Origin of the sequence: Roseburia sp. OM02-15 (assembly GCF_003481835.1) — a bacterium.
Taxonomy (GTDB): Bacteria; Bacillota; Clostridia; order Lachnospirales; family Lachnospiraceae; genus Eubacterium_I; species Eubacterium_I ramulus_A.
This window is the reverse complement of sequence record NZ_QULX01000003.1, coordinates 36,773-63,184: the sequence shown is the minus strand read 5'-3', so window position 1 is coordinate 63,184 and position 26,412 is coordinate 36,773. Positions and strand designations below refer to the sequence as shown.

The window sequence follows — 26,412 nt, the reverse complement described above, 5'->3', positions numbered from 1 at the left end:
GAGTGTGTTATGATTTATTTTTCCGACGTATCTGTTCTCGTTGAGAGAGAATGTAGCTTACAATAGCAAGAATTAAAAAGATATAATTGTTATAGAAAATACTCATGAGCTTGCCAAGATCTCCTGTTAGTACACTGGCTGCTGCTATAAAAACAAATCCCAAAAATAAACTGATTGCCAAACAACGATAAAGCAAACCGACTTTTTCAGCACGCTTATCCGCTATCGTGGCTGAAATACTAAAAATACAGAATAAAATAAATATGATTCTGAAAATCATAGGTCTTACCATGATTTCACCACCTTCCATTCAATATCATCGACTTGAAACGCTCCTACATCAATGGAATCCTTGGAATGTTCCCGATTATCACCAAGAGCAAACACTTCATTGTCTGATAATGTTTTTTTTGACATATTCTCAGTAATTCCTTTTGCATATATATCATCGTATACAGTGTCATTAATGTAAATTTTATTGTTTTTTATTTCTATTGTATCACCAGGAACACCAATTACCCGTTTCACAATATATTCACATTGGAATTTAGGATTGGATGAAGTGTCAATGATTACAATATCATTTCGTTTTATATCATTTTCTTTGATTGACAGTGTATTATCACCATTATACAGAGTATCATTCATAGAATTACCATTAACTGTTCCGAAATGAATAAATCCTAAAACAAAACCTGCAATTGTTATAGTGAGCATAATGGTGGATGCCAGAGTGACCAGGTCTTTAAGTTTGTTTACCTTATCAAGATCAGCATCTTCCATTTTTGATTCCTGAATAGATTTTACCTGATTTTTAAATCCCTTTTTCATGGAATGTGTCATATTTTTAACTTTTACCTTTAAAGCATCAATATCTTTTTTGGCCTGCTCACGCTTTTTTTTGTTAAAAGAGAAAATTTGAAAAATCATATATTATTCCTCGTCCTCGTCTTCCCCTGGCTCGCCAGCAAAATTAAATGAACTCATGGATGCAAGTATTTTTGCAATTTCATTATCCCCCATGTTAGAATCTTGGAATGAATTATTTTCAGATACTTCTTCGAAATCGTCATCCGCGGTGTCATTATTCTGATTAGAGATAGGATCAGCCATATGCTCATGATTTTCTACAACTTTGGCAACGGAATCTGATGAAAATTCTTCCGTGATTGGAACTACATTCGAAACATCTTCCTCCATATCCTTTGGTGTATGTTTGGCAGATAAACCTGTTGTGCTGTTTGGACTAGATTTAATATCTGTTGCTTTGTCGGAAATAGTCATGTCTTTTGGAAAATCTTCATACGCTGATTCGTCAAGTTCAATCATACCTCTTTTGATATATAAATCAATAGCTTCTGCAATAATATGTGCTTTATTTCTTCCAACATTATTTAAGAGACATGCTGCCTTGACATGTGTTTTAATCATGGGATTAAACCGGATTGTAAATGACATAGGTTCTTTTTTATTTACCATAAGATATTACCTCCGTGTAATTAATGCTGAGATCCTTTTTTCTGAACATAATTGAGTAATTCATAGCCGGTGACATTTGCATTAATATCATCAATAAAAGTGAAGTTTCGCAACAGATCGCTTTCTGAAATAAATTGTTTTAACAAAACAGATCCGCCACCCATAAATACAACATAGGCTGTTTTCAGATCAATATCCATTTCCTTAAAGGAATAAAGAAGTTTATGAACAAATTCCTTGGTTATGGATATTACCGCCTGACAGATTTCTTCATCAAAGTTACTGTAATCACCTTTTAAAATATCATCGACATCCAATTCTTCAACTCTGGTTCCGTAACGTGCCTGACAAATCTTTTTGATTTGCTGATATAATGTGATTACACCATTTTCCAGAGAATCTGTATATTCAATATCTAATTCGCCTTTACGCAGCATGATATAGTCTGCTGTAAATCCTCCAATATCAATACCCAATACACGATTTCTATTATTGATATCACCCATGTTAGTCATCATCGCAGCATAACATTGAGGGAAAATCTTTACCTTAGTGATTTTGATATTCCACTTCTTTCCCATATAGACAATGTCAATTGGTTCTGGAGTGCGAAAATATCGTTTAAAATTTTTGCAGACGTTAATATCCTGTAAATGAGCTGGAGGCAATCCTGCAAGTAAAGTAATCGGATATACTTTGTTTTTCTCATAGGCAAGCTGCTCATGTCTGCACATGTAATCCAATTCTTTAACAATCCCCATAATGGTTAATGTGAAAAATGCAGGTGTTTCAGATTTATCACGCTGATAGGGGATTCTTTTGTTTGTCAGGATGTAATACTTTCCATCAAATCTCATAAAAAGTTCCGGTGAACCCATCATGGGCGCTGTATCCTGCGACGTGATTCCGGATACAAATGTAAAATGTTTTGTTTTGATCTGCTTGTTACCTGTGTCTACTGCTATCTGCATAAGAAGTCTCCTTTAGTGTTTATTTAGAGCAATATCATGTGCTAATACGTCTTATTGTCTGCTAAGACGTATTAGCATGTATAGGCTCTATAATATAGATACGAAGTGAACACCTCATTTTGCAACAAAAAAAGAAAAATAACTGAAATAAATATTAATAATTGCATTAACATATCAGAAATTTGTAATTTAATATATATATTGTCTGTAGAGGTGGAAAATGAAAAATAAAAAAATTTTATTATTTATATTTAGTTTTATGATGGGCTGTTCTATGATAATAGGCGGCTGTGCAAATAAAAATGATGAGGTCAAAATTGAATCTTCTGATCAGGAAGAGTTTAAGGAAATGGACATATCAGATATGCAAATGTCAGATAAAGGCATCGTGATAGCTCCGGTTACATTACTTGCCGATACATACGGAGCCAAAATCGAAGATAAAGGAGATCATGCGTGGATTCTTTCGTATAATGGGCAGGAACTTTATATTCCTATCAGTCAAAACGTGGTTAGTTATGACGGTGTTGATTATACACTAAATGAAACTAATCAGATGAAAGATGGATTACTATACAGTGATATTCGAACTTTATCAGAAATTATAGGTTATTCGCTGTCTGTGTCTGTAGACGAAGATAATAATTTTACATATGCTGTTGCTATAAAAAATTCAGAGCAGAAACAGCAAGAAAAAAATGATAATGTAGAAGAAAAAAAGCTGGATTCAACTGAGAAAAAATATGTAAGAACGGATATTTACATGCGTGATGCGGCTTCTGCATTAGCGCAGATAATAGATGTGATTGAGCAATATGACTGTGTAATTGTTACTTCGGAAAAAGGCGATTGGTCAGGTGTGGATTATAATGGTCAGTCAGGTTATATTCGATCCGAATATCTGACAGATCAGGAGCCAACAGCTGATCAGCAGGAAGAACTGAAAAAAAGAACTGAACTGGAATCAACTACTACTATTCAAGGAGATAAGAAATCTGTTTTAGTATTCCAGGATATAGAGAATATATATAGAACCGGACAATGTGCCAAAAATTCAACTTTTAATCAAAAATCCATGAATTATTGGGGATATATTAATGTAAGTAGAGAAATGCAGGATGCAAACGGAAATCCAGTGTGGATGTATTTTGGCATTAATTCTTGGTACATACCAGGTCAGGTAAATTCTGAAAGTGAAAATCTGTATAATGAAATGTCAACTCTGACAAAAAGTGCTTTTATAGCATGTCTTGGAGAAGATGGGAATACTTTATATGATACTCTGAACGAGCTGATTCTTAGGTATGGAGATACATACGCCGTTCCTTCTCAAGATACACTGCAATTTGCAACATTTTCTGTGAAAATAGATCATAGTGATACAGATGGTTTACAAATTTTTATATATTAAAAAAAACCGCCCGAAAGGGCGATTTTTTGCTATAGAAACCATAGGGATATTATGCTGATTGAGATTGACATTCCGGAATTTCCTTATGCCAGTTTTGAGAACATTGTCGTTTTTTTCCCTTATATAATTCTCTTAATCTATAATCATTTTTCAAAATATGGATAGCTTCCGTTAAAAGTTGTTGAACTTGCCGAATGGTTATTTTTAAATTTTGCGCTACAACAGAGAAATCTACTTTTGGAGTAGAACCGATACCAAAAATGGATGTTATGATGTAACTATATATTTGGGGAAGATCAGCTACAGCATCTTTGATAAGTTCTTCTGTATACGTTTTCTCAAAGATTTGAGCTGGATCAGCTTCCCAATCGGAAGTCGAGTTTGTATAATTCGTATCTGCAGATTCATAATCTGACAGGATCATTAATTGATTGGTCCAGGTATTTGCCACTATTTCTGGTGACATTCCTGTTATAACAGAAATTTCAATCGTATCCCATTGATCAGAATTATGTTTCGCACTTACAGCTTTTTTGAAATTATTATTTTGGTGCTTTGGGCAAATGGATAAAGAATTATTCACAAATGAAGTTAAGCCGGTTTTTATTATCTTGTAGAAAAATGTCGTAGGACAACTCAGTTCCTTATTATAAGTGGGAATGCTTTCAAAAATCAAAAAAGAAGCTTCATTATATAATTCTTCAAATTCTATGCTATTTGATTGCACATATGGTAAAAAGTATTCGTGAATAATACTTATTATTAAAGGGGAAAATTTTTCCTGAATTTGTTCCGAAATGATTTTTATTTTAGTATTCTCGCCGGATATATACATTTCTTTATATATTTCCAGCAAATCAATAATTTTCTGGTTGTCATATTTGGTGTTCATGTGTTTTCTCCTAAAAAAGTGTTTTCATAATTATAAATACTAAAAAAATATATATAATTGCAATTTTTATTGAAATAATAATTATTGGTTGCAAGTTATTGTTTATTTTTAGTAAGTAACAAGTGTAAATATATAAACCATTTAATATTTCCTGAGAAGGTTTGAACAGCTTATTTATAAGCTGTTTATTTTTTTAGGGAAATGCCAGAAAAGGCAGAAGGAGGAAAATGAATAAAGTAATAATGATGGGACGTTTAACGCGTGATCCTGAAGTTCGATATAGTCAAGGTGAAAATCCTACAGCTATATCACGATTTACAGTTGCTGTAGATCGAAGATTTCATCGAGAAGGTGAACAAACAGCAGATTTCATTGGCTGTGTAGCGTTTGGACGTCAGGCAGAGTTCGCAGAAAAATATTTGCGTAAAGGAACAAAGATTGCGCTTATAGGCCGTATACAGACTGGTAGCTATACCAATCGTGAAGGTCAAAAAATCTATACAACGGATGTTGTGGTAGAGGAACTGGAATTTGCAGAAAGTAAAGCTGCATCCGAACATGCAGGAAATATTACACCAGCAGATACCCCAGCACAGAGCAATGATGGCTTCATGAATATTCCAGATGGAATTGATGAAGAGTTACCATTTAATTAAGTTATGTAAAGGAGAGAACCGGGAATAAGCTGGTTCTCTCTTCTTAATAGAAAGGAGAATCAACGAATGTAACTTGTGAAAAAATCACAATAAAATCTGTAGATGGTGCAATTATTCGTATTGGATGATGCATTTGTAGGTTTCAGAAATGAGAGGAGGCAAGGTATTGAAAAGGAAAGATATATCTTCGTCCAGAATTATGGTTATGGAGGACGGACGAGAATTTTATCCGGCAAAATACCGGATGGATGATTTTAAAAAAGAGCATCCTACTGGAAGATTTTCGACAGAGGCCATCGAATTTAAAGCTAATTCAATGGCTGTATTTAAAGCCTATGTATATCCGGATTCTGATCCAGATAGTAGACCACTATCAGAAGCATATTGTATGCGATGGTATGACATGAATACTGTAAACTTTGTTGAAACAGCGGAAACAGGAGCAATTTCCAGAGCTCTTGCGAATGCTGGATACAATCTATGCTCTTATGAATTAAATGAGGGCATTGATCCATTATCACGAATGATAGATTTAGATGGCAACCCATATCTTAATGTGATGTGGAGATTGGCTTGGATACGAAGAGATATTCCAAGCATTTATATAAAGAAAGAGTTACTATCATTATCGAATAATACAGCGCTTGTAAAAGTGGAATTATTTGACAATGGTAAACTGCTTGCCACTGCACATGCCAGTAAAACATACTGCCATAATGAAAATGGTGGAGAATATTTTGTAGATTGGGCTGAGACAGCCGCTACAGGACGGGCAATTTCACAGTTGGGTTATGATTTGCCTGTGGATAGTTCCAGTATCTATGACGAACCGATAATTTCAGATGCACCTAAATTTGTAAATACGAATCCAGATTTAGAACAATTTATGGAAGCATATGATAATACTCCTCAGAATTTACCGGCTGAAAAACCAGAAGAAAAAGAAACGTTTGATTTTGAACAAAAATCAGATGTTCAGGTTATTTCATTTGAGATAAATGAAGGTACAGATCCGAATGAGTTATCCCTAGATAATGCCTTTCATTTAAAGCCGAATTTTGGTAAATATGCCAACCAGGAGTTAAGGGACATTGCTGAAGCCGGAGATTTAAACTGGCTACTGAAAATGTCTACCTTAATGAAAGAGACGTATCCACTCTTAGCAAGTGGAGCAGATATGGTTTATAGGTATTATAAATAATAAATATTTAACAATAATTCGTGCCATAATGTCACGAAATAAAAAGGAGAAAAGAGAATATGAGTGAAAAAGAAAAAGGAACAATTAAATATGGGTATGAAAAAGTTCAGGAAGAGCTCAAGAATTTTACACCGCAAAAGACAGAAGATTATTTTGCTGGCGGGATTTTCCTGTGTCTTACGCAGAGGAACCCGATTTTGATTGATGCATGTAAAAATGACGAGGCATTCAATCAGCAAATGCTCCAGTCTTGGAAATCTTGGAAACGGTGCATGAAATATGTTTATGACAAGATTAAGAAAAAAATCACTGTCAATGAATTAAAGATGGGGTGCAGCACCTGCACTTCGATGGAAGGTGATGATGAGGAAGTCATGCGCTATATAAGAGAATATTATGCTCTCGATGATAAGGAGCAGGTAGAGAAAGAAATTCGTCTGGAGAAGGAAAAGAAACAGGCTGAAAAAGACAAAAAAGCTGTTCCACCGCCTGCTGCCGGTGAAAATGCAACTTCGGTACCAAAACCGGCGATTCCAAAACCAAGTGCCGCAAAGCACAAAAAGAAAGCAGTTATACAGGGGCAAATGTCGTTTTTTTAAGCTAGGGAAAGGAAAATTTCATAAGGAGCCGTTATATGCGGTTCCTTTTTGATTACAGGATAAATATAATGGAAAATAACATAAATGATCAGAAAATTAACCAAGAAATAATCGAAGAATATTGGGAAAAAAATCAAAATGATGCCAATAAATTGACAGGGAATGCATTGGACATGGTTTCCTCTGCACTTCAAAAAATGGAGGAAATGACTTCCAATATTCGTGATATATATTTAGATTTGATGGTCAGTCCTTATGAAAGCAATCCAGAGGCACATATTTCTCCGATGGCTCAAAGATTTATTTTTGCAGATCATCTATTTGATCAGGTAAAAGAGCTGCAAGGTTATGATGTCAGTTATGAGGATGATGTTTTAGAAGTAACGATTCCTATGTCTCTTCCGAAAAGGAATAAGACAGCAACGAATGAATTTAAGGAAAATTTGCATATTGCCTTGGAACGTTTTAATCGTGCTGATGAAGAGCAGCATATGCGAATTGTGCGGCAGTTATCAGATGCCTGGGTGGTTGTCATTCAGCATGTCTATTCCAGGGCAAATTTAATGAGAGACAATGACAATGTAAATATTAAGCATGTCATTGATGAAATCAGTCGGCAATATAATCTGAGTGATAGAGGAGATCACTGTTCTATTATGCAGTGTACTTGTAAGGAAATGGAAGAAAAAGCAGTGACACATATTTATGTTATGTCTCCTTCCAAGTTTATTGACTGGTACAAAAAAATAATGATGAATGAACAGTAATTGCAAAATCAATCCTTTTTTTGGTATTTATTAAATGACAGTTTATAAATATATTATATAGCTCGACAGAGCGTGTGAGGCATCTTCGGATGTCTCTTATTTTTTAGGAGGAATACAGAAAAATGAAAAAGGAACATGTAAATTTAAGTAAAGAACAACAGACGGTTGTTGATACAATCGAAGGGCAATTGGCAGTGATCAGTTGTCCGGGAAGCGGAAAAACAACGCTTATTATTGAACGGGTATACCATATGATCAGTAGCAATATTGATCCATCGAATATTCTGGTTGTTACTTTTACAAAGGAAGCTGCGCGACAAATGAAGGAAAGGTATTATGAAAAGTATGGTCCTGCATCGGTGATGTTTGGTACTATACATTCTTTATGTTACAAGGTACTTCATTCAAGTTATGGATTGAATTCGGAAAACATTATTTCACAAAATGATGCTGAAAAAGTAGTTTTAGAGATTTTGAACAAGCAAAAAATACAGGTTGGAAACAGATTGGAATATTCCAGAAATATGCTGGCTGAAATCTCTTTTGTGCGGAATAGTGCCATTAATTACAAATCCCATAAACCGGACAGTATAAATCCAGCAGATTTTTGTACAGTATTTGAAAAGTATGTAGAGTATAAAAAAGCTCATCAAAAAGTAGATTATGATGATATGCTTTGGATGTGCCGGAACAGTTTCCGAATGAAACCTGAGATATTGCAGGTCTGGAAAGACCAATATCCGTATATACTTATTGATGAGTATCAGGATATCAACAAAGTACAAGCGGATATATTTTATATGCTTGCCGGAGATAACGGTAATATTTGCGTGGTTGGTGATGATGATCAGAGCTGTTATCGTTTCCGGGGTGCAGATAGTACAGTATTTTTGGACTTCCCTAAGCATTATCCTGATGCAAAGGTATTTTATCTGAGCACAAACTATCGGAGCTGTGTCAAGATTGTTAAAGCAGCAAAGAATTTGATCGAAAATAATCAGAAAAGGTATGAAAAGAAATTTAATGTCAGTTCCACGAAAATGGGAAAAGTTCTTGCACATTTGACAGATACAGAATCTACAAATTATACGATTCAGCTGATACAAAATCTAAGAAAACACGGGTATCAATTTGAAGATATAGCAATTCTGTACAGGGTTAATTCTCAAAATCAAGTACTGGCAGGAAAATTAATGAAGTATAATATTCCTTTTTATACTACAGATCCCATTGTGGATTATCATAAGGATGTGATTTTTCGGGATATTATGGCATACTGGCATATAGCTAATCATTCCGGGACAAATAAAGATCTTATGCAGATTTTGAATCATCCTAACCGTTTTCTGAGAAAAAGTCTGTTCGAGAATTGTTCCGTTGATCGGCAAGAAATCCTTCGCATTGCCAGAGAAAACGATTTGTCAAGTAATAGCATTGATAATATTATGAAATTATTTCATGATCTGTCCATATTAGAAAGTCGTAATCCAAAAGAATTTATGGATTTTCTGATATTTCACATGGATTATGAACAGGCGGTTATTCAGAACAGCAGGTGGTGTCAAAAAGATGAAACTGCACAGATGGAATTACTGGAAAATCTTCGGGAAGAGGCAAGATCATTTTCCAGCATGGATGACTGGGAGCAATATGCTTCTTATTATAGCGAACAGATCAATGAATCACAAAAGAAAGACGGAATCTGTTTATCTACCTTGCATTCATCAAAAGGACTAGAGTGGCCATGTGTTATTATTATTGGCGCATCTAGTGAAATGTATCCGTATAAAAAGGCACGATCATTGGAAGATCAGGAGGAAGAAAGGCGATTGTTTTATGTCGGAATGACAAGAGCAAAAAATGAATGCCATATATGTGGCACGAAAACAAATCCAACTCCGTATTTATATGAGATTGGATTGTTGAAAAAGTAACTGATTAGGGAAAAATTCAGAGGATGAATAAAAACATGAAAAAATTAGAAATGAGCAAATATAAGCTCACATCAGAAGTGAGCTGTGAGAGTGCTACACCGGTGCTGTAACAAATGGATGCTCCGGCTGTATGTATAGCTATCCAGGTTCGCATAACCTGGAGGGTACGGATGTGACGGCAGACATGCCGAACGTCTGCAAAAGATGTAAAAAATAAATTTAAGGCGGTCAGAGAAATGACCGTCTTTTTTGTTGCGAAATAGATAGCTTAATTCGTATTTAATTATAAGGATAAAGAAGAATTATCTTTATCACTAAATGAATATGGAGGAAAAGAGAATGTGTGAAGTAATTGCGATTACAAATCAAAAGGGTGGAGTCGGCAAGACAACATCTACTGTAAATCTGGGCATAGGATTGGCAAGGGCAGGTAAGAAAGTGCTTTTGATTGATGCCGATCCACAGGGAAGTCTCACGGCCAGTCTTGGGTTTGAACAGCCGGATGATTTGGAAATATCTCTTGCAACCGTAATGATGGATGTTGTAAATGAGGAGAATATTGATGTTTCAAATGGTATTTTACATCATAAAGAAAATGTGGATGTATTACCAGGAAATATCGAATTATCCGCGCTGGAAGTGACACTTGGTAATGTAATGAGTCGAGAAATGATTTTAAAAGAGTATATAAATCTGGTTAAGGATAAATACGATTATATCCTGATTGATTGTATGCCAAGCCTTGGAATCATGACAATTAATGTACTTGTTGCTGCCAATACTGTGATTATTCCGGTTGAAGCAGAATACCTTCCGGTAAAAGGTCTGGAACAGTTATTAAAGACCATCCGGATGGTAAAAAAGAGATTAAATCGGAATCTTGGTGTTATGGGAATCCTTCTTACGATGGTTAATTTCAGAACAAACTTTGCGAAAGATATTTCAACTCTTTTGCATGATACTTATGGTTCCAGAATCAAAATTTTTGAAAATACAATTCCTTCTTCAATCAAAGCGGTTGAGGCAAGTGCAGAGGGTATCAGCGTATATAAACATTGTCCTAAAAATAAAGTAGCACTTGCATATGAAGGATTTACGCAGGAGGTTTTGAACAATGTCGAGTAAGAGCGTGAAGAAAATCGCATTAAAAAATGTGGAAGATTTATGGGGAGATTCCAATCAGGAGTCAACATCTGAGATTCGTCTTGATCAGATCCAGAGCTTTAAAGGACATCCATTTAAAGTAAAGGATGATGAAAAAATGCAGGAATTGGTGGAAAGCATTCGTGAAAACGGAATCTTAACACCGGTTCTTGTCAGACCGTCTGAGGATGATCGGTTTGAAATGGTTTCCGGACATCGTAGAATGCACGCAGCTTCTCTATTACAGATGGAAGAGATACCGGCTATCATTCGTGAAATGGATGATGATGAAGCTATTAAAATGATGGTAAATGCAAACGTTCAGAGGGAGGAAATTCTTCCAAGTGAAAAGGCATATGCATATAAAATGCTTTTGGAAGCTATGAAGAGACAGGCAGGAAGACCGAAAAAAAATACGTGTCAGGATGGCACGAATTTACGGTCAGATGAAGAGCTTTCTGAGCAGGTTGGTGAAAGCGCCCGTAATATCCAGAGATACATTCGACTAACAGAACTTATTCCGGAACTGTTAGACATGGTAGATCTGAAAAGAATTAATTTTACAATGGGAGTTAATATATCATATTTGTCGAAAGAGACACAGACATATGTTTATAAGTACATCTGTGAAAAAGGTATGATCAGACCGGAACAAATCACTGCTTTGAGAGAACTTGAAAAGGCAAGTGAGTTAAATTCTACACAGATAATGGATATCTTAAATGGCAGTATTCCAGAAAAGAAAACAGCCAGAAAAGTTTCCATGAATGAAAAAAAATTATCAAAATACTTTCCGCCTACATATACATCTAAGGATATGGAACAGGTAATTGAAAGTCTCTTGGAAAAATGGAAACAGGAACAGGACATGCTGTAACCTAAAAATATATCAATTATTATTGAAACACAAAAATCTGGCACTCCACAGTTAATACTGGTAGGGGTGCCAAAATATAACCGGAGGTTTCTGATGGAGTTAGAATATTTAGATCTGAACATAAAGCAAATTGCCTCATTGAAAAACAAAGGATTAGAAAACGTGGAAAAGCTGATTCGTTTTCTTCCACTTCATTATAATGATTATTCTCAAATTACAGGTGTATTACCACCAGATCAGATATCTGTACTTGTTGGTATATTAAAAAATATCAGGTACATCAATAATAAAAATCAGATTATTCAGGCAGATTTTTTTAACAATGGGAACGAAAACGACGTATACCCGCTGGTGTGGATTAATGTACCTTATGTATATGAACATTTAATGGTAATATCCAGAAAACAGATTGTAGTTGCCGGTAAAATGCAGTTTAATCGATATTACGGAAAAACTGGGTTTGTAAATCCGGTATTATGTACGGATGCGATTGATTCTGCGATGAAAGTAACACCGGTTTATTCAAAAATAGCAAACATAAGCCAGTCAAAAATGTGGTCTGTGATTCATGAAGGATTATCTTATCTGGATTTGAGGGACTTCTATGATGATGTATTTGTACGCAAATTTGGACTCATGCCTCTACAAGAAGCGTTATTTGCGCAGCATTGTCCGGAAAATATGCATCAGATTTCACAATCAATGGAACGTTTAATGTTTGATGATATGCTTTATTTTACACTGTTAGACAGGCAATTAACCGCAGATACCATATCAGAATCTCCTTTCAAAGTCATTAAAACAGATATGTTTTCCGCTATTATAAATGATCTTCCATACAATCTGACAGAAGATCAGAATCAGATTTTAATGAATATTTTAGAGCGCATGAGAACAGGAAAAAGAGTAAATGGGCTGATACAGGGAGATGTATCGTGTGGAAAATCTATTGTTTGTTTTCTGCTTGCAGTGTTGATGGCAGACAATGGATATCAAACAGCTATTATGACTCCTAATAAGGTACTGGCTCAACAGCATTATACAGAATTATGTAAACTGGTGGGGGAGTATGGATTATCTATAGAGTTCTATGCGGATTCTTCTAAAATGAAAGCGTCACAAAGGAAAGACATCTTAAAACGGTTGAGTAATGGTGAGATTGATATAATTGTCGGAACCACTTCACTGATAGGAGATAGTATAAAGTATCAGCACCTCGCACTGACGATTGTGGACGAAGAACACAAATTTGGTGTTGTGCAGCGGGAAGCTCTGGCTCAAAAAGGGAAAAAAGGGATTCATACTTTACTAATGAGTGCCACACCTATTCCAAGGACAATGGCGAAGACAATATACAATAAATCAATGGAATTATACAGTATTCATAGTATGCCGAATGGAAGAAAACGTGTATTAAATACTGTTACAAATAACTTTCCTGCAACATTCAGGTTTATGAAAAAAGAATTGCAGAAAGGGCATCAGGCTTATGTAGTATGCCCAATGATTGAAAAAAACAAAAAGGTAAAAGGTGTTCTGTCCGCAGAAGAACTGTTTCAATACTATAATAATTTTCTGGAACCTTTTGGATTTAAAACTGCGGTTTTACATGGAAAGATGAAAAAAAGTGAAATTGAGGAGGCTGTTGAAGATTTTAAAAATAACAAGATTCAATTATTGATAGCTACGTCAGTGATCGAAGTTGGTGTAAATGTTCCGAATGCAACGCTTATTGTTATTCATAACTCAGAAAGATTCGGCTTAGCTGCACTTCATCAGTTAAGAGGTCGTGTGGGAAGAGGATCTGATCAGGCATATTGTGCTTTCTTTTCAAATAATCTGGAGAATGAAAGACTGAAGATCATTTCCACCACAAATGATGGATTTGAAATTGCTCAGAAAGATCTTGAAATGAGAGAACCTGGAGACTTATTGCGTGGCATTCGACAATCAGGAAAAAATAAATATATAGAATTAATTCTCACGAATCAAACTGGATATAAAAAAGTAACCGCTGCGGCAGACTGGTTAGAAGAACATGACCTTGCTACCGAATATTTGAAACGTATGGAAAGCAGTGAATCTTTTTCTTAAAAAATAACGGTCCTTTATCTTAGGCAAATAAAGATAAGGAACCGTTATTTTTATATGTATTGTGTTAAGGCATGATAAAACGTTACAGGACATAATTATGCGTAATATGCTGTCTTATGATCTGTATAGAAATATTAAAACATCCTAATACGTCTAACTTTACAAAATGTTTTTACACTTGGCATTATTGTTGTTAAAGCATATCAAAAAGTAATAATACGCCTTAGAAAATCCCAAGACATCTATAAATGTGTATATACTTCTAAATACATCATTAAGTATATTAAAACGGCTTAATACACCTTAACAATACCTTTCGATTAATGTAAGGATAGAGTTTTCGGCAGTTCCAGATACATCATAATCTGTAGAATAATAAACAGTTTGACTGAATCTATGGTGAAAGCATATTAGAGAGTATTAAGACGCTATGGAGCAGATTAATACATATATTAGCGTGATAAGACACTTTATGACGTAAAGAATATCAATAAGGAGCTTTTCTCTTCTATAGTGCAGACTTGCTCTCAAAACAGCTCTGAATAGCATTGCCATATTGTTTTGAGAGAGTAATTTTGTATATAAAAAGCTCTTATGTCCTTTTAAAGCTGCGTATTAAGCTGTCTTAAAGCGTATTGATATGGAAAGTAATATGTGAAGAACCCGTAAATTTCTCCCTGTAAAACAGAAATATCAAACCTGCCAGATTGCAAAAATAATACTGGTAACAGTAAGTAATATGGAGCAAAAAACGTACAAAAAGATTTGCTTAGTTCTTTTGTACGTTTTTAGGAAAAATTAAAAGGTCAAAATAAGTACAAAAGAAAAATCTTGAAAAACCTTTAAAATAGCGGGTTTGGTTCAAAATTTGGCTGTGAGGTGTAGGCGGCCGTACGGTAATACAGACTTCGCACAGACAAATTTTTGACGTGTGAGTATGTAGATATGTGCGATAACAGGCCGCCGGACACAGAGAAAACATAACGCTTATAAGAAAATGCTGAACAGAGACAGGGAAAGGAAAAGAAATGCCAGCAGGAGAAAAGAAAATAAGGAATGGGCAGAAATATAGCGATACCTCTGTGATACTTCTTACCATGTATCTAAGTGGAGGAATCATTACACAACATAATTTTATGGATGCGATCTGTAATTATCAAATTTGGAAAAATGACCGTACTAATTACTATAACCGGGTGCGTCATATACTGGTTGGAAAAAAATATATTGAGTATATCCCCGTTGGGAAAGTCAGTAAAAAGAAAAATACGGAAAAACCGGTTAAGGCATATAAGCTGACTGCGAAAGGGGTAGATTATATATCCAGTATGTTCCAACTGCCAAGTGATATTGTCTTCCGGTTAGATAAGAGAAATTTCAGGAGACAAGGGGAAATAAACCGGGTAACAGTAAATATGTTGCGGTGTGGTATTCCTATGTTGCCACACGAAAAGCCGGAAGTCCCGTATGAAGATTATTATGGAAATTATGTTTTTCAAAAATCACTTGGACCTATTGTTTATTATAGTGCCAGAGAATTTAAAGGACTGTTTGAAGAGCAAATGAGAGGTTCAAAAATCTGTGGCTTTCTTAAAATGTATAGAACCATCTACCTTTTATATGCGCTTGATACGAAAAATAGTAGTGTAGTGGAAAGTGTTGAGAAAAAAGTTTACGACCTGTTTTATGGTATCGCTTCAAAAAGTGAAGGGATTGAGTCGGTAGAAAGGATTGTATTCGGGCGGGATTATTCTGAATTAAATCTGCTGCTGCAGAATGAATATCATTATGAGCAGTATGTCCGCTATGCATCAAAAAGCACAAATAAAAATGATTTTAAGTATTTTCGCATCGGGGATATCAATACCTATTACATCCCGACTTCAAGTATCGGAAGGTTTTATTTAAGGTTTGGGATACTGCAATCAAATTTCTTTCGTTATTATGGCAGGAGCAACCGTTTTGAACAATTAAACACGGTTCCTCTTTTCCTGCTGCCGGGGAACCTTAAATTGATCTATAACCTTAGTATGGGTATAAATCCGGGAAGAGATATTGTCTGTCTCGAAGAAGAACTGGAATATTATCAGGAAATGTTTGAAAACATCCAGACCGAAAATAAGATGGCTGTTATATCGCAGCAAACGATACTTGCTGATTATTATGCCTACATAAAACAGAAACGACAGGGTGAAATGCAATGAAAATAAAAGAAGAAAAAGAACGGTTCAAATCATTGGTGCAGCAGGCTGTGCTGTGGATAATTGCATTAGTGATTGTCTGCATTGTTGGTGTGAATACATATAACGGAAATGTAGAAACCCTGAAGAATGAAGTGGAGAAAATGGCAAAGAATCCGAAATCCATTTCAAATAAACAAGTCGATGACTATATTAATTATTTAATGGAACTGTTGGATGGTGAGGCGAAGATAGATGCTATACATGTAGATTTTAATCAGACAACGAATGATTTTAGTGGAAAAACAGGAAATGAAATTATAAAAGATGAGTCTATATCGCAGACAATATATATCAAGATTGTATCATCAGAAGGAACAGGATGGAATGATCTTGAAAATCCGGAATGGATTGCGAAGCGGAAAGAACAGGAAGAAACAGCGGATGAGATAAAGGCAAGGTTAAAAGAGAATGATTGTCATGGTTATTATCTGATCCAATTCCCTGGAAGTGATACAATTTCGTATTCTTTGTGATGTGAAATAGGAATGTAACATATAAAAAGCAGGTACTGGTCAATATTTTTGACTGATACTTGCTTTATTTATTGCTTGAGCAGTGTTGCAAATCTCAAGGATTAAACCGTATTAGTAGTAAGGGGAACTAGACCACCCATTGCAGAAAGAGGCGGTCGATTAGTAATTATGATTTATACATAGGTTTAGGAACGGAGAGGATGTATGGAAAAACAAGTTCATGTTATTCCACGATATGCGTTTTCTATTCTATGGTATCGGTCAGAATTATGACAAGGAGGATGAGACATGGACAAAATAGCTGTTTTAATCCCATGCTATAACGAAGCTGCTACAATCCGTAAGGTTGTAACGGATTTTAAAACTGTCCTTCCAGATGCTACGGTATATGTGTATGACAACAACTCTACCGATGGTAGCGCCCACGAAGCAAGCGAAGCAGGAGCGATTGTAAGGAATGAATATAATCAGGGAAAAGGAAATGTAATTCGCAGGATGTTTCGGGACATTGATGCGGAATGCTACATTATGGTTGATGCCGACGATACCTATCCGGCAGAAGCAGCTAGGGCAATGGCAAAAAGAATTTTGGAAGGACACGCTGAAATGATCGTGGGTGACAGGTTATCATCCACATACTATGAGGAGAATAAACGACCATTTCATAATTTTGGAAATAAATTGGTGCAGCAGAGTATCAATCAGATTTTCAAAACAGATATTGCAGATATCATGACCGGGTATCGGGCATTTAGTTATCTGTTTGTCAAATCATTCCCAGTTTTATCGAAAGGGTTTGAAATTGAAACAGAAATGACAATTCATGCCGTCGATAAAAATATGCGTGTTGAATGTATACCGGTAACATACCGTGACCGACCGGCAGGGAGTGAATCGAAACTCAATACGATATATGATGGTGCAAAAGTACTATTTACAATCTGTAATCTGTATGAAACATACCGTCCGTTAAGATTCTTTGGATTGCTGGGTGGATGTATGATGGCAACAGGTGCCGTATTTGTGATACCTGTAATCGCAGAATTTATGGCAACGCATCTGGTTCCAAGATTTCCGACATTGATTGTTGGATCATTTATGATCATGGCAGGGATGATGTCATGGTTTGCAGGAATGATATTGGAAACAATAGAGAAAAAAAATAAGATGTCATATGAAACCTCACTGGTAGTCTGCGATTATATGAACAAGATGTTGAAAAACAGTTTTCAATGACCGTTAAAAGCTACATTTTGATACTAATTAAAAATGCATGGATTAGATTGGCTGATTTTATGCATATTCAATAAGAAATAAGCAAATACGATCAAAAATAGTGAGATTACTATAGCAGAAATACCATATAAGAATTTTTCTTGAAATTTAAAAGCTACATTTTGATACTACCCGATAAGATGGACATTTATCTGTCCACTACCAGGAGGAAATAATGGGAAGAAAAAGAAGTAAAGTCGATGAACAGATTGAAGGTCAATTACTGTTAGATTTTACATCACGAAGTGAATACCAAGTGGTGCAGGCTAATAAAATAATCAGCAGTAAGCAGAAGCTTCGACTGGCAAGTACAAAAATCATCAGAGCTGTAATCATGCAGATAAAACCGGAAGATGAAAAATTGCATCCATATAAAATTACCATTCGGCAGTTAGCTGGCTTATTAAATATTCCAGCAAACAATCTGTATCGTGATATGCAGGATATCGTGAAGGATATTGGATCGAATCCTATTTTTATCCGTGATGATGATAAAGGCAAATGGAAAATGATCCAATGGGTTTCCAGCTGCGAATATGATAAAGATGGTGGGCTGATCATCAAATTAAATGATGAATTGCAGCCATACCTTTTAAGATTGAAAAGTCAGTATACGCAGTATCAGTATAACAATATATTTTCTATGAGATCCGTTTATTCTATCCGGATGTTTGAATTAATACTGGAACAGATTCATGAAAAGGTGATTCCAAAAGATGGGCTGATTGTAAAACTTTCTGTACAATATATAAAAGAATGCCTTGGGTGTGAAGATAATGAATCGTATGCTAAGTTCAGCAATTTCAGGGCAAGGGTGATAGAGTCATCCGTAAAAGAAATTAATAAAAAAACATTTTATTCGATAGATTTCAGTTATGAAAAGTCTGGTCGAAGTATTACAGGAATTATATTTTATGTAAACATGAAATACAATCTCTGGTAAAAGCTACATTTTGATACTGATGATGGATGTATATATATAATCATACTTTTATATACTTTATTACTTAATAGGAAGAAAAAAATTGGTTTTTTTCAAGAAATCCAGTAAAACCAAGGGGTTGCGGGTATTTTTTCTGAAATTGAAAAGCTACATATTGATACCTAAAAAGCTACATTTTGATACTGTTAAAGCTACATTTTGATACTTTCGAATTTTTGAAAAATAGCTAAATGCTACATTTTGATACTGTTTTAAAAGGCAGCTTTTTATAGTTATCAACAGGATGTCAACAAAGTTATCAACAAATTGGCATAAATTGTTGATAACTTTTGCTATGCACACAAAATTTGCATTTTTCAGTATTCTGATTGCGAAAAACAGGGTAAAAATCGTAATTACAACACAGAGGAAATAGGAGAGATTAAAGAACGTATGGAAGAAAATAGGGAAGAACTTAAATGTTATGTAATACAGACGCTTGGATTGGGACATACAATAGCGGAACTACATACGGATAAGATCAATGCTGCAATATTTTATGTGGGGAATAAAAAAGATATCCGGCTATTTCAGAAAGAACAGAAGAAAGTGAAAGCATTCCATACGGAATTTTCAAATTATATGTGCAGGCTACATCATATTAAAGCAATTGCAGAGCCATTGAGCGAATCCAAAGATACTTTGCTGTTTGTACAGGATTATATGCGTAAAGCAAAAGCGTTTGGTGTAGATCTTCCGGAAAGTGACCTGGATAATTATTTTTTCAGCATAATGGATCAGGAGAGGGCGGTAAAAACATACTCATATACGCAGGAAAGTTATGAGAAACGTCTGCATACAGCAGTTTGCTTGGTAAACAGTGGTCAGTTTTTAGAATCGGTACATGGAGACAAAGCATGGATAAAAAACAAATCATGAATTATTTAGTCTGGGGGATTTTGTCAACCCTGGTGAGTTGGATCAGCTATATGATCTTATTTGCTGTTACCGGAAAGGTCAGTTTGTCAAATATATTATCGTGGGTACTCACCATCTTATTCTGTTTTTTTACAAACAAAAAGTGGGTATTTACGGAAACAGAATGGAAACTGGATGTTTTGGTGCCAGAGTTTCTCCGTTTTTTAATGGCCCGGTTATTCACTGGTGTCATTGAACTGGTAGGAGTCCCGCTGTTAGTAAGACTTGGAATTGACAGGGATATATTAGGAGTTGAGGGACTGCTGCCAAAAATCTGGATAACGGTAGTGGTAGTGGCTTTGAATTATATCTTCAGTAAATGTTTTATATTCAGGAAGAAAACAAACCGAAAGGACTTTGAAAATTGAAAAAAGAAGAAAACACAGGAAAGACAAGGACAGTAAAAAACATATTGGCCCTTACCGTGCCACTAAGTATTCTCTTTGTCAGTATCATCTGGCTCTATATCCAGAATAGAGTCGTTGATCCAGACTGCTATTTTATACTCACAAATGGGAGGGATATCCTTACAGATGGAATACCGTATGAGAATACCCATTTTATTTTAAGTGGTTTAAAAACAGTGGTTCAACAGTGGCTTTATTCAGTCATGCTATATAAACTCTATCAGTTATGCGGTATGAGTGGTGTCAAGGCAGTTGCGTATCTGGGATATATGTTGATGCTCTTGGTTACGTATGCATATATGCGTAAGAGAGGAGTGGAAAAGAAGGAATCCTTTTTACTGTCCGTAGTCAGCATGATCCCTATGATGTATGTATTTACGTCAAGACCGGCTGTATTTACATTTGTACTGCTGATCACACAATGCATTGTTGTTGAGGATGTAAAACGAAAAGGGAAAAAATCGTTATTGTTTCTCCTTCCGGTGTTGATGCTGGTTGAAATAAACATCCATGCATCCATGTGGATCATGCATATGATCTTTCTTTTGCCATACCTGATGCCGGATAAGGGACCATTAAAGATCATCGACAGGCATACAAGATCTGACGAAAACCAAAGATGGCGCAAATGGCTGATCTTACCGGTAATCATAATGACTGGCACACTGTTTGTAAATCCATATGGAATAAAAGGAATCACATACCTTTTCGATTCTTATAACCGGATGCTCAATAACGGATATATCACGGAACTGGAGCCACCGCAGGTGAAAAGTGTTGCGGGAATCTTTCTGGTCATCATATGTCTGGCAGCAGGATTTGCATGGAACAAAAAGATTATTTTCAGACACACGTTATATTTCGTCCTTGGTGGCATTTTAATGGCAATGATGCAGTATAAAAACGTGCCAATGCTTGCTTGTGCAATGATGTTTCTTGGGGCAGATTGTCTTGATAATCACAGAATATCACTAAGCTCCATGGAAAATAAGGTGTGGTGCAATCGGATAGCAACCATCATTTGTATTTTTACAGGTTTTCTTATGGTTTGTACCGTTTCAGTAAGACCAGAAGAAAAAGACTATATCATGGCACCGCAGGCAGCAGTCAGTTATCTAAAGGAACATGATGTAAGCAAGGATTCCCGTTTGTATACAGGATTTAATACAGGAGCTTACCTACTTTGGAATGGTTATCATATCTACATGGAAGCCAGACCGGAATTATATTTTAAATCCATAAACCAGAAATTTGATTATTATAAAGAGTATTCAGACGTTCTTTATGCAAAGGATATCCAAACGATAGAAGATTTCCTTTCCAAGTACGACTTTGAATACCTGATTGAAGATGAAGGCACTCCATTAGATCTTTATTTACAGAAGTCAAAGGACTACACAAAAGTCGTGGACGGAGATGGATACCGTATGTATCAGCAGTTAATGGGAAAAGAGGAAATACGATGACAGGAGAGGATAAAAAAGCAAAAAGGGATTTCATCAAAGAATATGAGGGATTTTTAAAAGATAAGGAAGAACTGAATGAGGAAGAATATGAAAAACATCTTCATATGATCGCATGGGTACAGCATGAACGTCTGGTCCATTTGATCGTGACATTCGGTACCGGTATTGGATATGTGCTTTCTATTATTCTATACTGGCAGATTCCACATCCGTTATGTGGAACACTATTTCTTGGCTTATCCATCTTATTTGCCTGCTATGTGCTTTATTACTGCAAATTGGAGAACATGCTGCGCAGATGGTATCTGATACAAAAGAAATAAAATGCGTGCCATTGTGGCACAGATTAATACAAGACAAAAAAGGAGAGAAGTACCGATATGTTTATGAACATAGAAGAAATTATGGAAGAATGCGTAAAATGTAATGCATCCGATATCCTGCTGGTACCAGGATCACCGGTTTCCTTTCAGGTAAACGGATTTTTACGGACCTATATCGAATTTATACCAGACGATGAAGTGGCAGCGTTGGTAAAAGAAGTATATCGCAAGGCCAGCAGAGACGTTGAAAACCTGATGAGTGGAAAAAAAGATGATGATTTTATTGTACAACTGAATGAAAAAGTGAGATTCAGGGTAAATGCATTTCGCACATTAGGCAATCCTGCTGCCGTTTTAAGATGCGTTCAGGACAACATGCTTGAGACAATCAGCCAGAGTATCCCGGAAAAAATCATCAAGTATTCGGAATTATCCAGCGGATTGATCTTGATCAGTGGAAGTCCGGGATCTGGAAAGACCACAACGGCTGCTGCCATGTTGGAACATAATAACAGGAATCACAAAAAACATATCATCACATTGGAAGATCCGGTGGAGTATCGTATGAAAGCGGATAAATGCGTGATTTCTCAGCGTGATATTTATACGGATGTTGCGGATTATGAGACAGCGATCGCATCCTGCCTGCGGGAACGTCCGAATATTATCTTTATCGGGGAACTACGTGGACAGAAGGCAACCGAAGCTGCATTGAAGGCAGCAGAATCCGGAATGCTTGTGATAGCAACCCTGCATACCAAGGGGGCAACAGATACTTTAAGCAGAATCCTTCAGAATTTTCCGGCAAACCATGCAGAATCTGTGAGTATGCAGCTTGCAAATACGTTAAGGGTGATCATCTATCAGAAATTAATAGATCGGATTGGGGAACATGGAACGGTTGTGTTTGAAACAGTCGAAAATATTACTGCAATCAGCAATCTGATACGTGACCGGAAGATAAGACAGCTTAAAAATGTTCAGCATTCCAATCCGGATCTTCTGCCTTGCTCCATGGAAGCAAAACTTCTCTATGCATATCGGGATGGAAAATTTAGCAGAGAGGTTGTGACAGAATATGCCGATCCGGAATATAGAAGCTGGTCTGAAACACAGATGAAAGTCATTGATATGTTGAGAAATAGTGGAAAAGCTGATGAATACAGAATCGGACAGGCGTAGATTGGAATAACTTTAAAGAGTTGGAGAAAAATGGAGGAACATACAATGAAAAAAAGAATAGCCTTGGTTCTGACACTGGCAATGACAGCAGGATTGTGTGGATGTAAAAACCATGTTCCGATTTCCGAAAAGATTCTTCTGGCAAATGCATCACAGGCATATGAAAAAGCAAATTATGTAACAAAAAAAGAAGAATTTACGGTTAAGGGTGTGCAAAATGAGCAGACAGTAGATATCCATGTGGTTCGTACAACAACCTATGATGCTAAAAAGGATATTGGGATTACGGAGTCAAACGTGGATTACCAGTTAGATGGGATCGCATATGGATATCAGTCCACATCGTACAGGGATTCCGAAAAAGATAAAGACGGGAACCTTTTAACTTATGAGTATACATCTGGGAACAGCGAAGAGGAAGAATGGTTCAAGATAAAACAGGAAAAGTCGAATCCTGAGTTTTACATGTATGACTATATTGAAAAATTAGCCAAGTATGCAGACAAAAACGATATGGATGCTTCAGAAAATAAAAATGACGGCAGCAGCAGTCAGGAATATACATATCATGTATCTTCAGAGATATCATCCAAGATGGCAAATATATTTACCGCTGATCTTGATATAGCAGATTACATCACGGAATATGGCGTCACTGAATATAGCATGGACAGCTATTATGACAAGCAGATGCGCCCAGTGAGCCTTCAAATGGATTTTAAGGATAATGTTTCAGAGGAACATGCAGAAGATGCATCCCCACTCATCCTGACTACAGCCACTTATACGGTTGATTTTTCATACGAAAAGATTGATGTATCCATACCTGCAGACGTACTGGATAACAGTGTTGAGAAAGAAGTTTCAACAGGAATAGAAAATACCTATTCTGAAAGCGATTATACGACAGGTGACATCGGGGGAGAGGATGAAACACTGGAGTATCCTTTTTCCATTGAAGATGGAAACGGAAATAAAGTGACTGTCAATGAAATTCAGGGACTTGCACCAGATATTAACCGTTATTATGGATCAAGCATTAATTTAACATGCACTGACACCACTGAATATGCAGATGTGTATATGGAAATCTATGATTACTCAGAAACAATGGGAAAAGAAGATGCTGACCAATATATCCAGAAGAATATCCAGGACAGCATAGATACCATGAAAGATGATGCCGGATTTTTTGATGTGACTGCTGATGATAAGGTTACCTTTACCTCCAAGGATGGGAAAGAAGTAAACTATGTAGTAGTACATTATGCAGCAGACGGTGCCAGCTACCATGTTGCACATGCGTTTATTGAGTTAAAAGACGGGATTTACCTGTATGAGAATATCACGAACGCAGTTTCACAGGGATTACCAGCCTGCATAGATATACACCAGATCATTTCTGATACAGCGGATAGTATTCAGGTCAAATAAATTTTCTCAAAATAATCCATGAAAAGGAGTGATGCTTGCATGTTAAGAAAATACATAATCTACATAATCGTACTGAGTGCAGTTAGTATCGTAATTCTGTTATTGACAAATAAATCCCGCACAAAAACAAGTAAATTTACGGTGCAGGAAACCTATACCGTGCAGCCTCCACATGCGTTTTATATCATGTGTAATATAGTGTTCGTCTTCTGGCTGATCCTGTTTATTTTTTTTCTGATTCCATTTATTCAGCATAATCCGACCGTTTCCATAGGACATATCATATTTGCAATCGTTTTTAGTGGCATTGGACTCACTGCAGAAGTGCTTTGTAAAAGATGCCGTATAGATGTGAGTTTCAAAGATATGGTGATCTGCCGTCCATTCCATGTGAAAATGCGGATTAATAAAGATGCCATCAGCAAAATTGAAAGAGGAAATGATGCGCAGATGATCATTTTTGAAGGTGATAAAAAAAACGCCACAGTGGGTGACCTTGCTGAAAATTACGATATCCTGTGGGACGAACTGTGGTATGAACTGATGCGGAAAAACGACGATGTAAAAGAGAGGTTGAAAGGATGAAAAGTGTTATTATCATACTATTAGCTGTAGATATATGTTCTTTACTTGCATGTGTGATCTGTTACTTTTTACTCTATGGTGAAACAGCAAAACTATGTCGGAAGATTGCAAAACAATACACCATTCCAATCCGGGTAATATGTACTGATATAGACCAGAAAGTAATGAACCAAAATTACAGCAATGGACCGGATGGATATGGTGGTAATACGTGGGTACGCCATGATGTATCAAGACCATATTTTATTGGACAGGTGAATGGAAAAACGTATACATTTGTAAGAACAAAAGATATCCGTCAACCCAAATGTAGCATTGGAAAAACATATAGCTTATATGTAAGGCAAACAGATCCGGTAGACTGTAGGGATTTCTATGAGGCAAAGGAAATCGAGAGAATGAATGTTCAGATACAGAAAAAGAAAAAACAGTATGCTATACATACAGGCTGCTGCCTGGCAATCATGTTTGTCCTGCTGCTGGATATACATATTTTTTTCCCAATATAACTGCAGGACTATCAAGGAGGAGGAATTACAGAAAGCTTATGAAAAAAACAGGAAATATAGAGGAAATGTCCGGACTGCGCCAGCCAACAGAAAAGGAAATCAGTGAGATATCGGAATACATGAAATATTATTATGGATTACGGGAAAAAACCTGTACAAAATGCAGTGTATTTTTGGGGATTTTTGGAATTGTAATGATTCTGGCAAGCAGCAGTGCCGGTATTTTCGCATTGGTGATAGGAGTTGTATGTTTCCTTGGTGCTTTTGCAGCTATCAGATACGAGAAACAGATTATCAAAGATGTGACAGTAATTGAAAACGGTGAATTTCAGGTTTTAGATGGCTATGTCAAGAAAATTGAAGCTGACATGGATACCCCGGGTGTATCAAATGTAATATTTGAGTCAATAAAACAGCAGGAGTGGAAAGGATGGTTTAGCGCAAGACATGAGAACTTGAATCTTGGATTACCACTGCTTTTGATGTATGTTGCTCCAGATAAGGTCAAAGGCGGAATATGCAGAGTATTTACACCATATATGCTGACAAAGGAAGGCAGAAAGCATCCAGTTTGAGGATACTACAGGAAAA

27 protein-coding genes are annotated in these 26,412 nt (G+C 36.1%); 22 read left to right on the top strand and 5 right to left on the bottom strand.

Annotated features, from left to right (window positions below; translation table 11 throughout):
- Positions 1–7 precede the first annotated feature (7 nt).
- Genes DXB15_RS03765 through DXB15_RS03750 form a run of 4 tightly spaced genes read right to left on the bottom strand, consistent with a single transcriptional unit; the run spans position 8 to position 2,360 of the window.
- Positions 8–292, bottom strand: a complete 285-nt coding sequence (locus DXB15_RS03765) for a hypothetical protein (RefSeq protein WP_118702091.1) — start codon at positions 290–292, stop codon at positions 8–10.
- A complete protein-coding gene (lepB, locus tag DXB15_RS03760; protein WP_118702090.1) occupies positions 286–930 on the bottom strand; it encodes a signal peptidase I in 645 nt (214 codons plus the stop codon). Before lepB ends, DXB15_RS03765 begins: the two co-directional genes overlap by 7 nt.
- A 3-nt stretch (positions 931–933) precedes the next feature.
- Complete coding sequence (locus DXB15_RS03755) at positions 934–1,479, bottom strand: hypothetical protein (protein ID WP_118702089.1); 546 nt, start codon at positions 1,477–1,479, stop codon at positions 934–936.
- Positions 1,480–1,499: 20 nt separating this feature from the next.
- Positions 1,500–2,360, bottom strand: a complete 861-nt coding sequence (locus DXB15_RS03750; protein WP_330427459.1) for a ParM/StbA family protein — start codon at positions 2,358–2,360, stop codon at positions 1,500–1,502.
- Between the two features lie 310 nt (positions 2,361–2,670).
- Here DXB15_RS03750 and DXB15_RS03745 point away from each other — a divergent pair, with 310 nt between their 5' ends.
- On the top strand, positions 2,671–3,861 hold the full coding sequence (locus DXB15_RS03745; RefSeq protein WP_118702087.1) for a hypothetical protein: 1,191 nt from the start codon (positions 2,671–2,673) through the stop codon (positions 3,859–3,861).
- 49 nt (positions 3,862–3,910) lie between these two features.
- Here the strand turns inward: DXB15_RS03745 and DXB15_RS03740 are convergent, their stop codons facing one another.
- The gene (locus tag DXB15_RS03740; RefSeq protein WP_118702086.1) at positions 3,911–4,753 is read right to left on the bottom strand and encodes a hypothetical protein; all 843 of its coding nucleotides are present in this window, start codon (positions 4,751–4,753) and stop codon (positions 3,911–3,913) included.
- 227 nt (positions 4,754–4,980) lie between these two features.
- On the opposite strand from DXB15_RS03740, the gene DXB15_RS03735 reads away from it, so the two are divergent.
- The 21 genes from DXB15_RS03735 to DXB15_RS03635 all read left to right on the top strand — a co-directional run bounded on the left by DXB15_RS03735 (position 4,981) and on the right by DXB15_RS03635 (position 26,396).
- A complete protein-coding gene (locus DXB15_RS03735; RefSeq protein ID WP_118702085.1) occupies positions 4,981–5,409 on the top strand; it encodes a single-stranded DNA-binding protein in 429 nt (142 codons plus the stop codon).
- A 166-nt stretch (positions 5,410–5,575) separates the two neighbouring features.
- Positions 5,576–6,610, top strand: a complete 1,035-nt coding sequence (locus DXB15_RS03730) for a hypothetical protein (protein WP_118702084.1) — start codon at positions 5,576–5,578, stop codon at positions 6,608–6,610.
- Positions 6,611–6,669: 59 nt separating this feature from the next.
- Positions 6,670–7,209, top strand: a complete 540-nt coding sequence (locus tag DXB15_RS03725) for a Cas9 inhibitor AcrIIA9 family protein (RefSeq protein WP_118702083.1) — start codon at positions 6,670–6,672, stop codon at positions 7,207–7,209.
- Positions 7,210–7,277: 68 nt separating this feature from the next.
- Positions 7,278–7,976: a DUF6100 family protein gene (locus DXB15_RS03720; protein ID WP_147404759.1), complete on the top strand. Its 699-nt coding sequence runs from the start codon at positions 7,278–7,280 to the stop codon at positions 7,974–7,976.
- A gap of 122 nt (positions 7,977–8,098) precedes the next feature.
- A complete protein-coding gene (locus tag DXB15_RS03715; protein ID WP_118702081.1) occupies positions 8,099–9,910 on the top strand; it encodes an ATP-dependent helicase in 1,812 nt (603 codons plus the stop codon).
- A gap of 339 nt (positions 9,911–10,249) precedes the next feature.
- Positions 10,250–11,035, top strand: a complete 786-nt coding sequence (locus DXB15_RS03710; RefSeq protein ID WP_118702080.1) for a ParA family protein — start codon at positions 10,250–10,252, stop codon at positions 11,033–11,035.
- Entirely contained in the window at positions 11,025–11,930 is a 906-nt protein-coding gene (locus tag DXB15_RS03705; protein ID WP_118702079.1) for a ParB/RepB/Spo0J family partition protein, read from the top strand. The genes DXB15_RS03710 and DXB15_RS03705 overlap by 11 nt, the downstream gene beginning before the upstream one ends.
- Positions 11,931–12,023: 93 nt before the next feature.
- Positions 12,024–14,024: an ATP-dependent DNA helicase RecG gene (locus DXB15_RS03700; RefSeq protein WP_118702078.1), complete on the top strand. Its 2,001-nt coding sequence runs from the start codon at positions 12,024–12,026 to the stop codon at positions 14,022–14,024.
- A gap of 1,028 nt (positions 14,025–15,052) precedes the next feature.
- Complete coding sequence (locus tag DXB15_RS03695; RefSeq protein ID WP_118702077.1) at positions 15,053–16,228, top strand: hypothetical protein; 1,176 nt, start codon at positions 15,053–15,055, stop codon at positions 16,226–16,228.
- Positions 16,225–16,740 carry a hypothetical protein gene (locus DXB15_RS03690; protein ID WP_118702076.1) on the top strand — a complete coding sequence of 172 codons (516 nt, stop codon included), beginning with the start codon at positions 16,225–16,227 and terminating at the stop codon, positions 16,738–16,740. The genes DXB15_RS03695 and DXB15_RS03690 overlap by 4 nt, the downstream gene beginning before the upstream one ends.
- A gap of 288 nt (positions 16,741–17,028) precedes the next feature.
- The gene (locus tag DXB15_RS03685) at positions 17,029–17,976 is read left to right on the top strand and encodes a glycosyltransferase family 2 protein (RefSeq protein ID WP_118702075.1); all 948 of its coding nucleotides are present in this window, start codon (positions 17,029–17,031) and stop codon (positions 17,974–17,976) included.
- 214 nt (positions 17,977–18,190) lie between these two features.
- Positions 18,191–18,958, top strand: a complete 768-nt coding sequence (locus DXB15_RS03680; RefSeq protein ID WP_118702074.1) for a replication initiation protein — start codon at positions 18,191–18,193, stop codon at positions 18,956–18,958.
- Between the two features lie 432 nt (positions 18,959–19,390).
- Entirely contained in the window at positions 19,391–19,876 is a 486-nt protein-coding gene (locus DXB15_RS03675) for a hypothetical protein (protein WP_118702073.1), read from the top strand.
- Complete coding sequence (locus tag DXB15_RS03670) at positions 19,855–20,283, top strand: GtrA family protein (protein ID WP_118702072.1); 429 nt, start codon at positions 19,855–19,857, stop codon at positions 20,281–20,283. Before DXB15_RS03675 ends, DXB15_RS03670 begins: the two co-directional genes overlap by 22 nt.
- A 242-nt stretch (positions 20,284–20,525) precedes the next feature.
- Positions 20,526–21,788: a hypothetical protein gene (locus tag DXB15_RS03665; RefSeq protein ID WP_147404758.1), complete on the top strand. Its 1,263-nt coding sequence runs from the start codon at positions 20,526–20,528 to the stop codon at positions 21,786–21,788.
- Positions 21,785–22,111 (top strand): hypothetical protein, encoded by a 327-nt coding sequence (locus tag DXB15_RS03660; RefSeq protein ID WP_118702070.1) that lies wholly within the window; start codon positions 21,785–21,787, stop codon positions 22,109–22,111. Before DXB15_RS03665 ends, DXB15_RS03660 begins: the two co-directional genes overlap by 4 nt.
- 57 nt (positions 22,112–22,168) lie before the next feature.
- Positions 22,169–23,293: a type IV pilus twitching motility protein PilT gene (locus DXB15_RS03655; protein WP_118702069.1), complete on the top strand. Its 1,125-nt coding sequence runs from the start codon at positions 22,169–22,171 to the stop codon at positions 23,291–23,293.
- Between the two features lie 45 nt (positions 23,294–23,338).
- On the top strand, positions 23,339–24,727 hold the full coding sequence (locus DXB15_RS03650; RefSeq protein WP_118702068.1) for a hypothetical protein: 1,389 nt from the start codon (positions 23,339–23,341) through the stop codon (positions 24,725–24,727).
- Between the two features lie 39 nt (positions 24,728–24,766).
- Entirely contained in the window at positions 24,767–25,312 is a 546-nt protein-coding gene (locus DXB15_RS03645; RefSeq protein WP_118702067.1) for a hypothetical protein, read from the top strand.
- A complete protein-coding gene (locus DXB15_RS03640) occupies positions 25,309–25,821 on the top strand; it encodes a hypothetical protein (protein WP_118702066.1) in 513 nt (170 codons plus the stop codon). The genes DXB15_RS03645 and DXB15_RS03640 overlap by 4 nt, the downstream gene beginning before the upstream one ends.
- Before the next feature lie 38 nt (positions 25,822–25,859).
- Positions 25,860–26,396 (top strand): hypothetical protein, encoded by a 537-nt coding sequence (locus DXB15_RS03635; RefSeq protein ID WP_118702065.1) that lies wholly within the window; start codon positions 25,860–25,862, stop codon positions 26,394–26,396.
- The last annotated feature ends 16 nt before the right edge of the window (positions 26,397–26,412 follow it).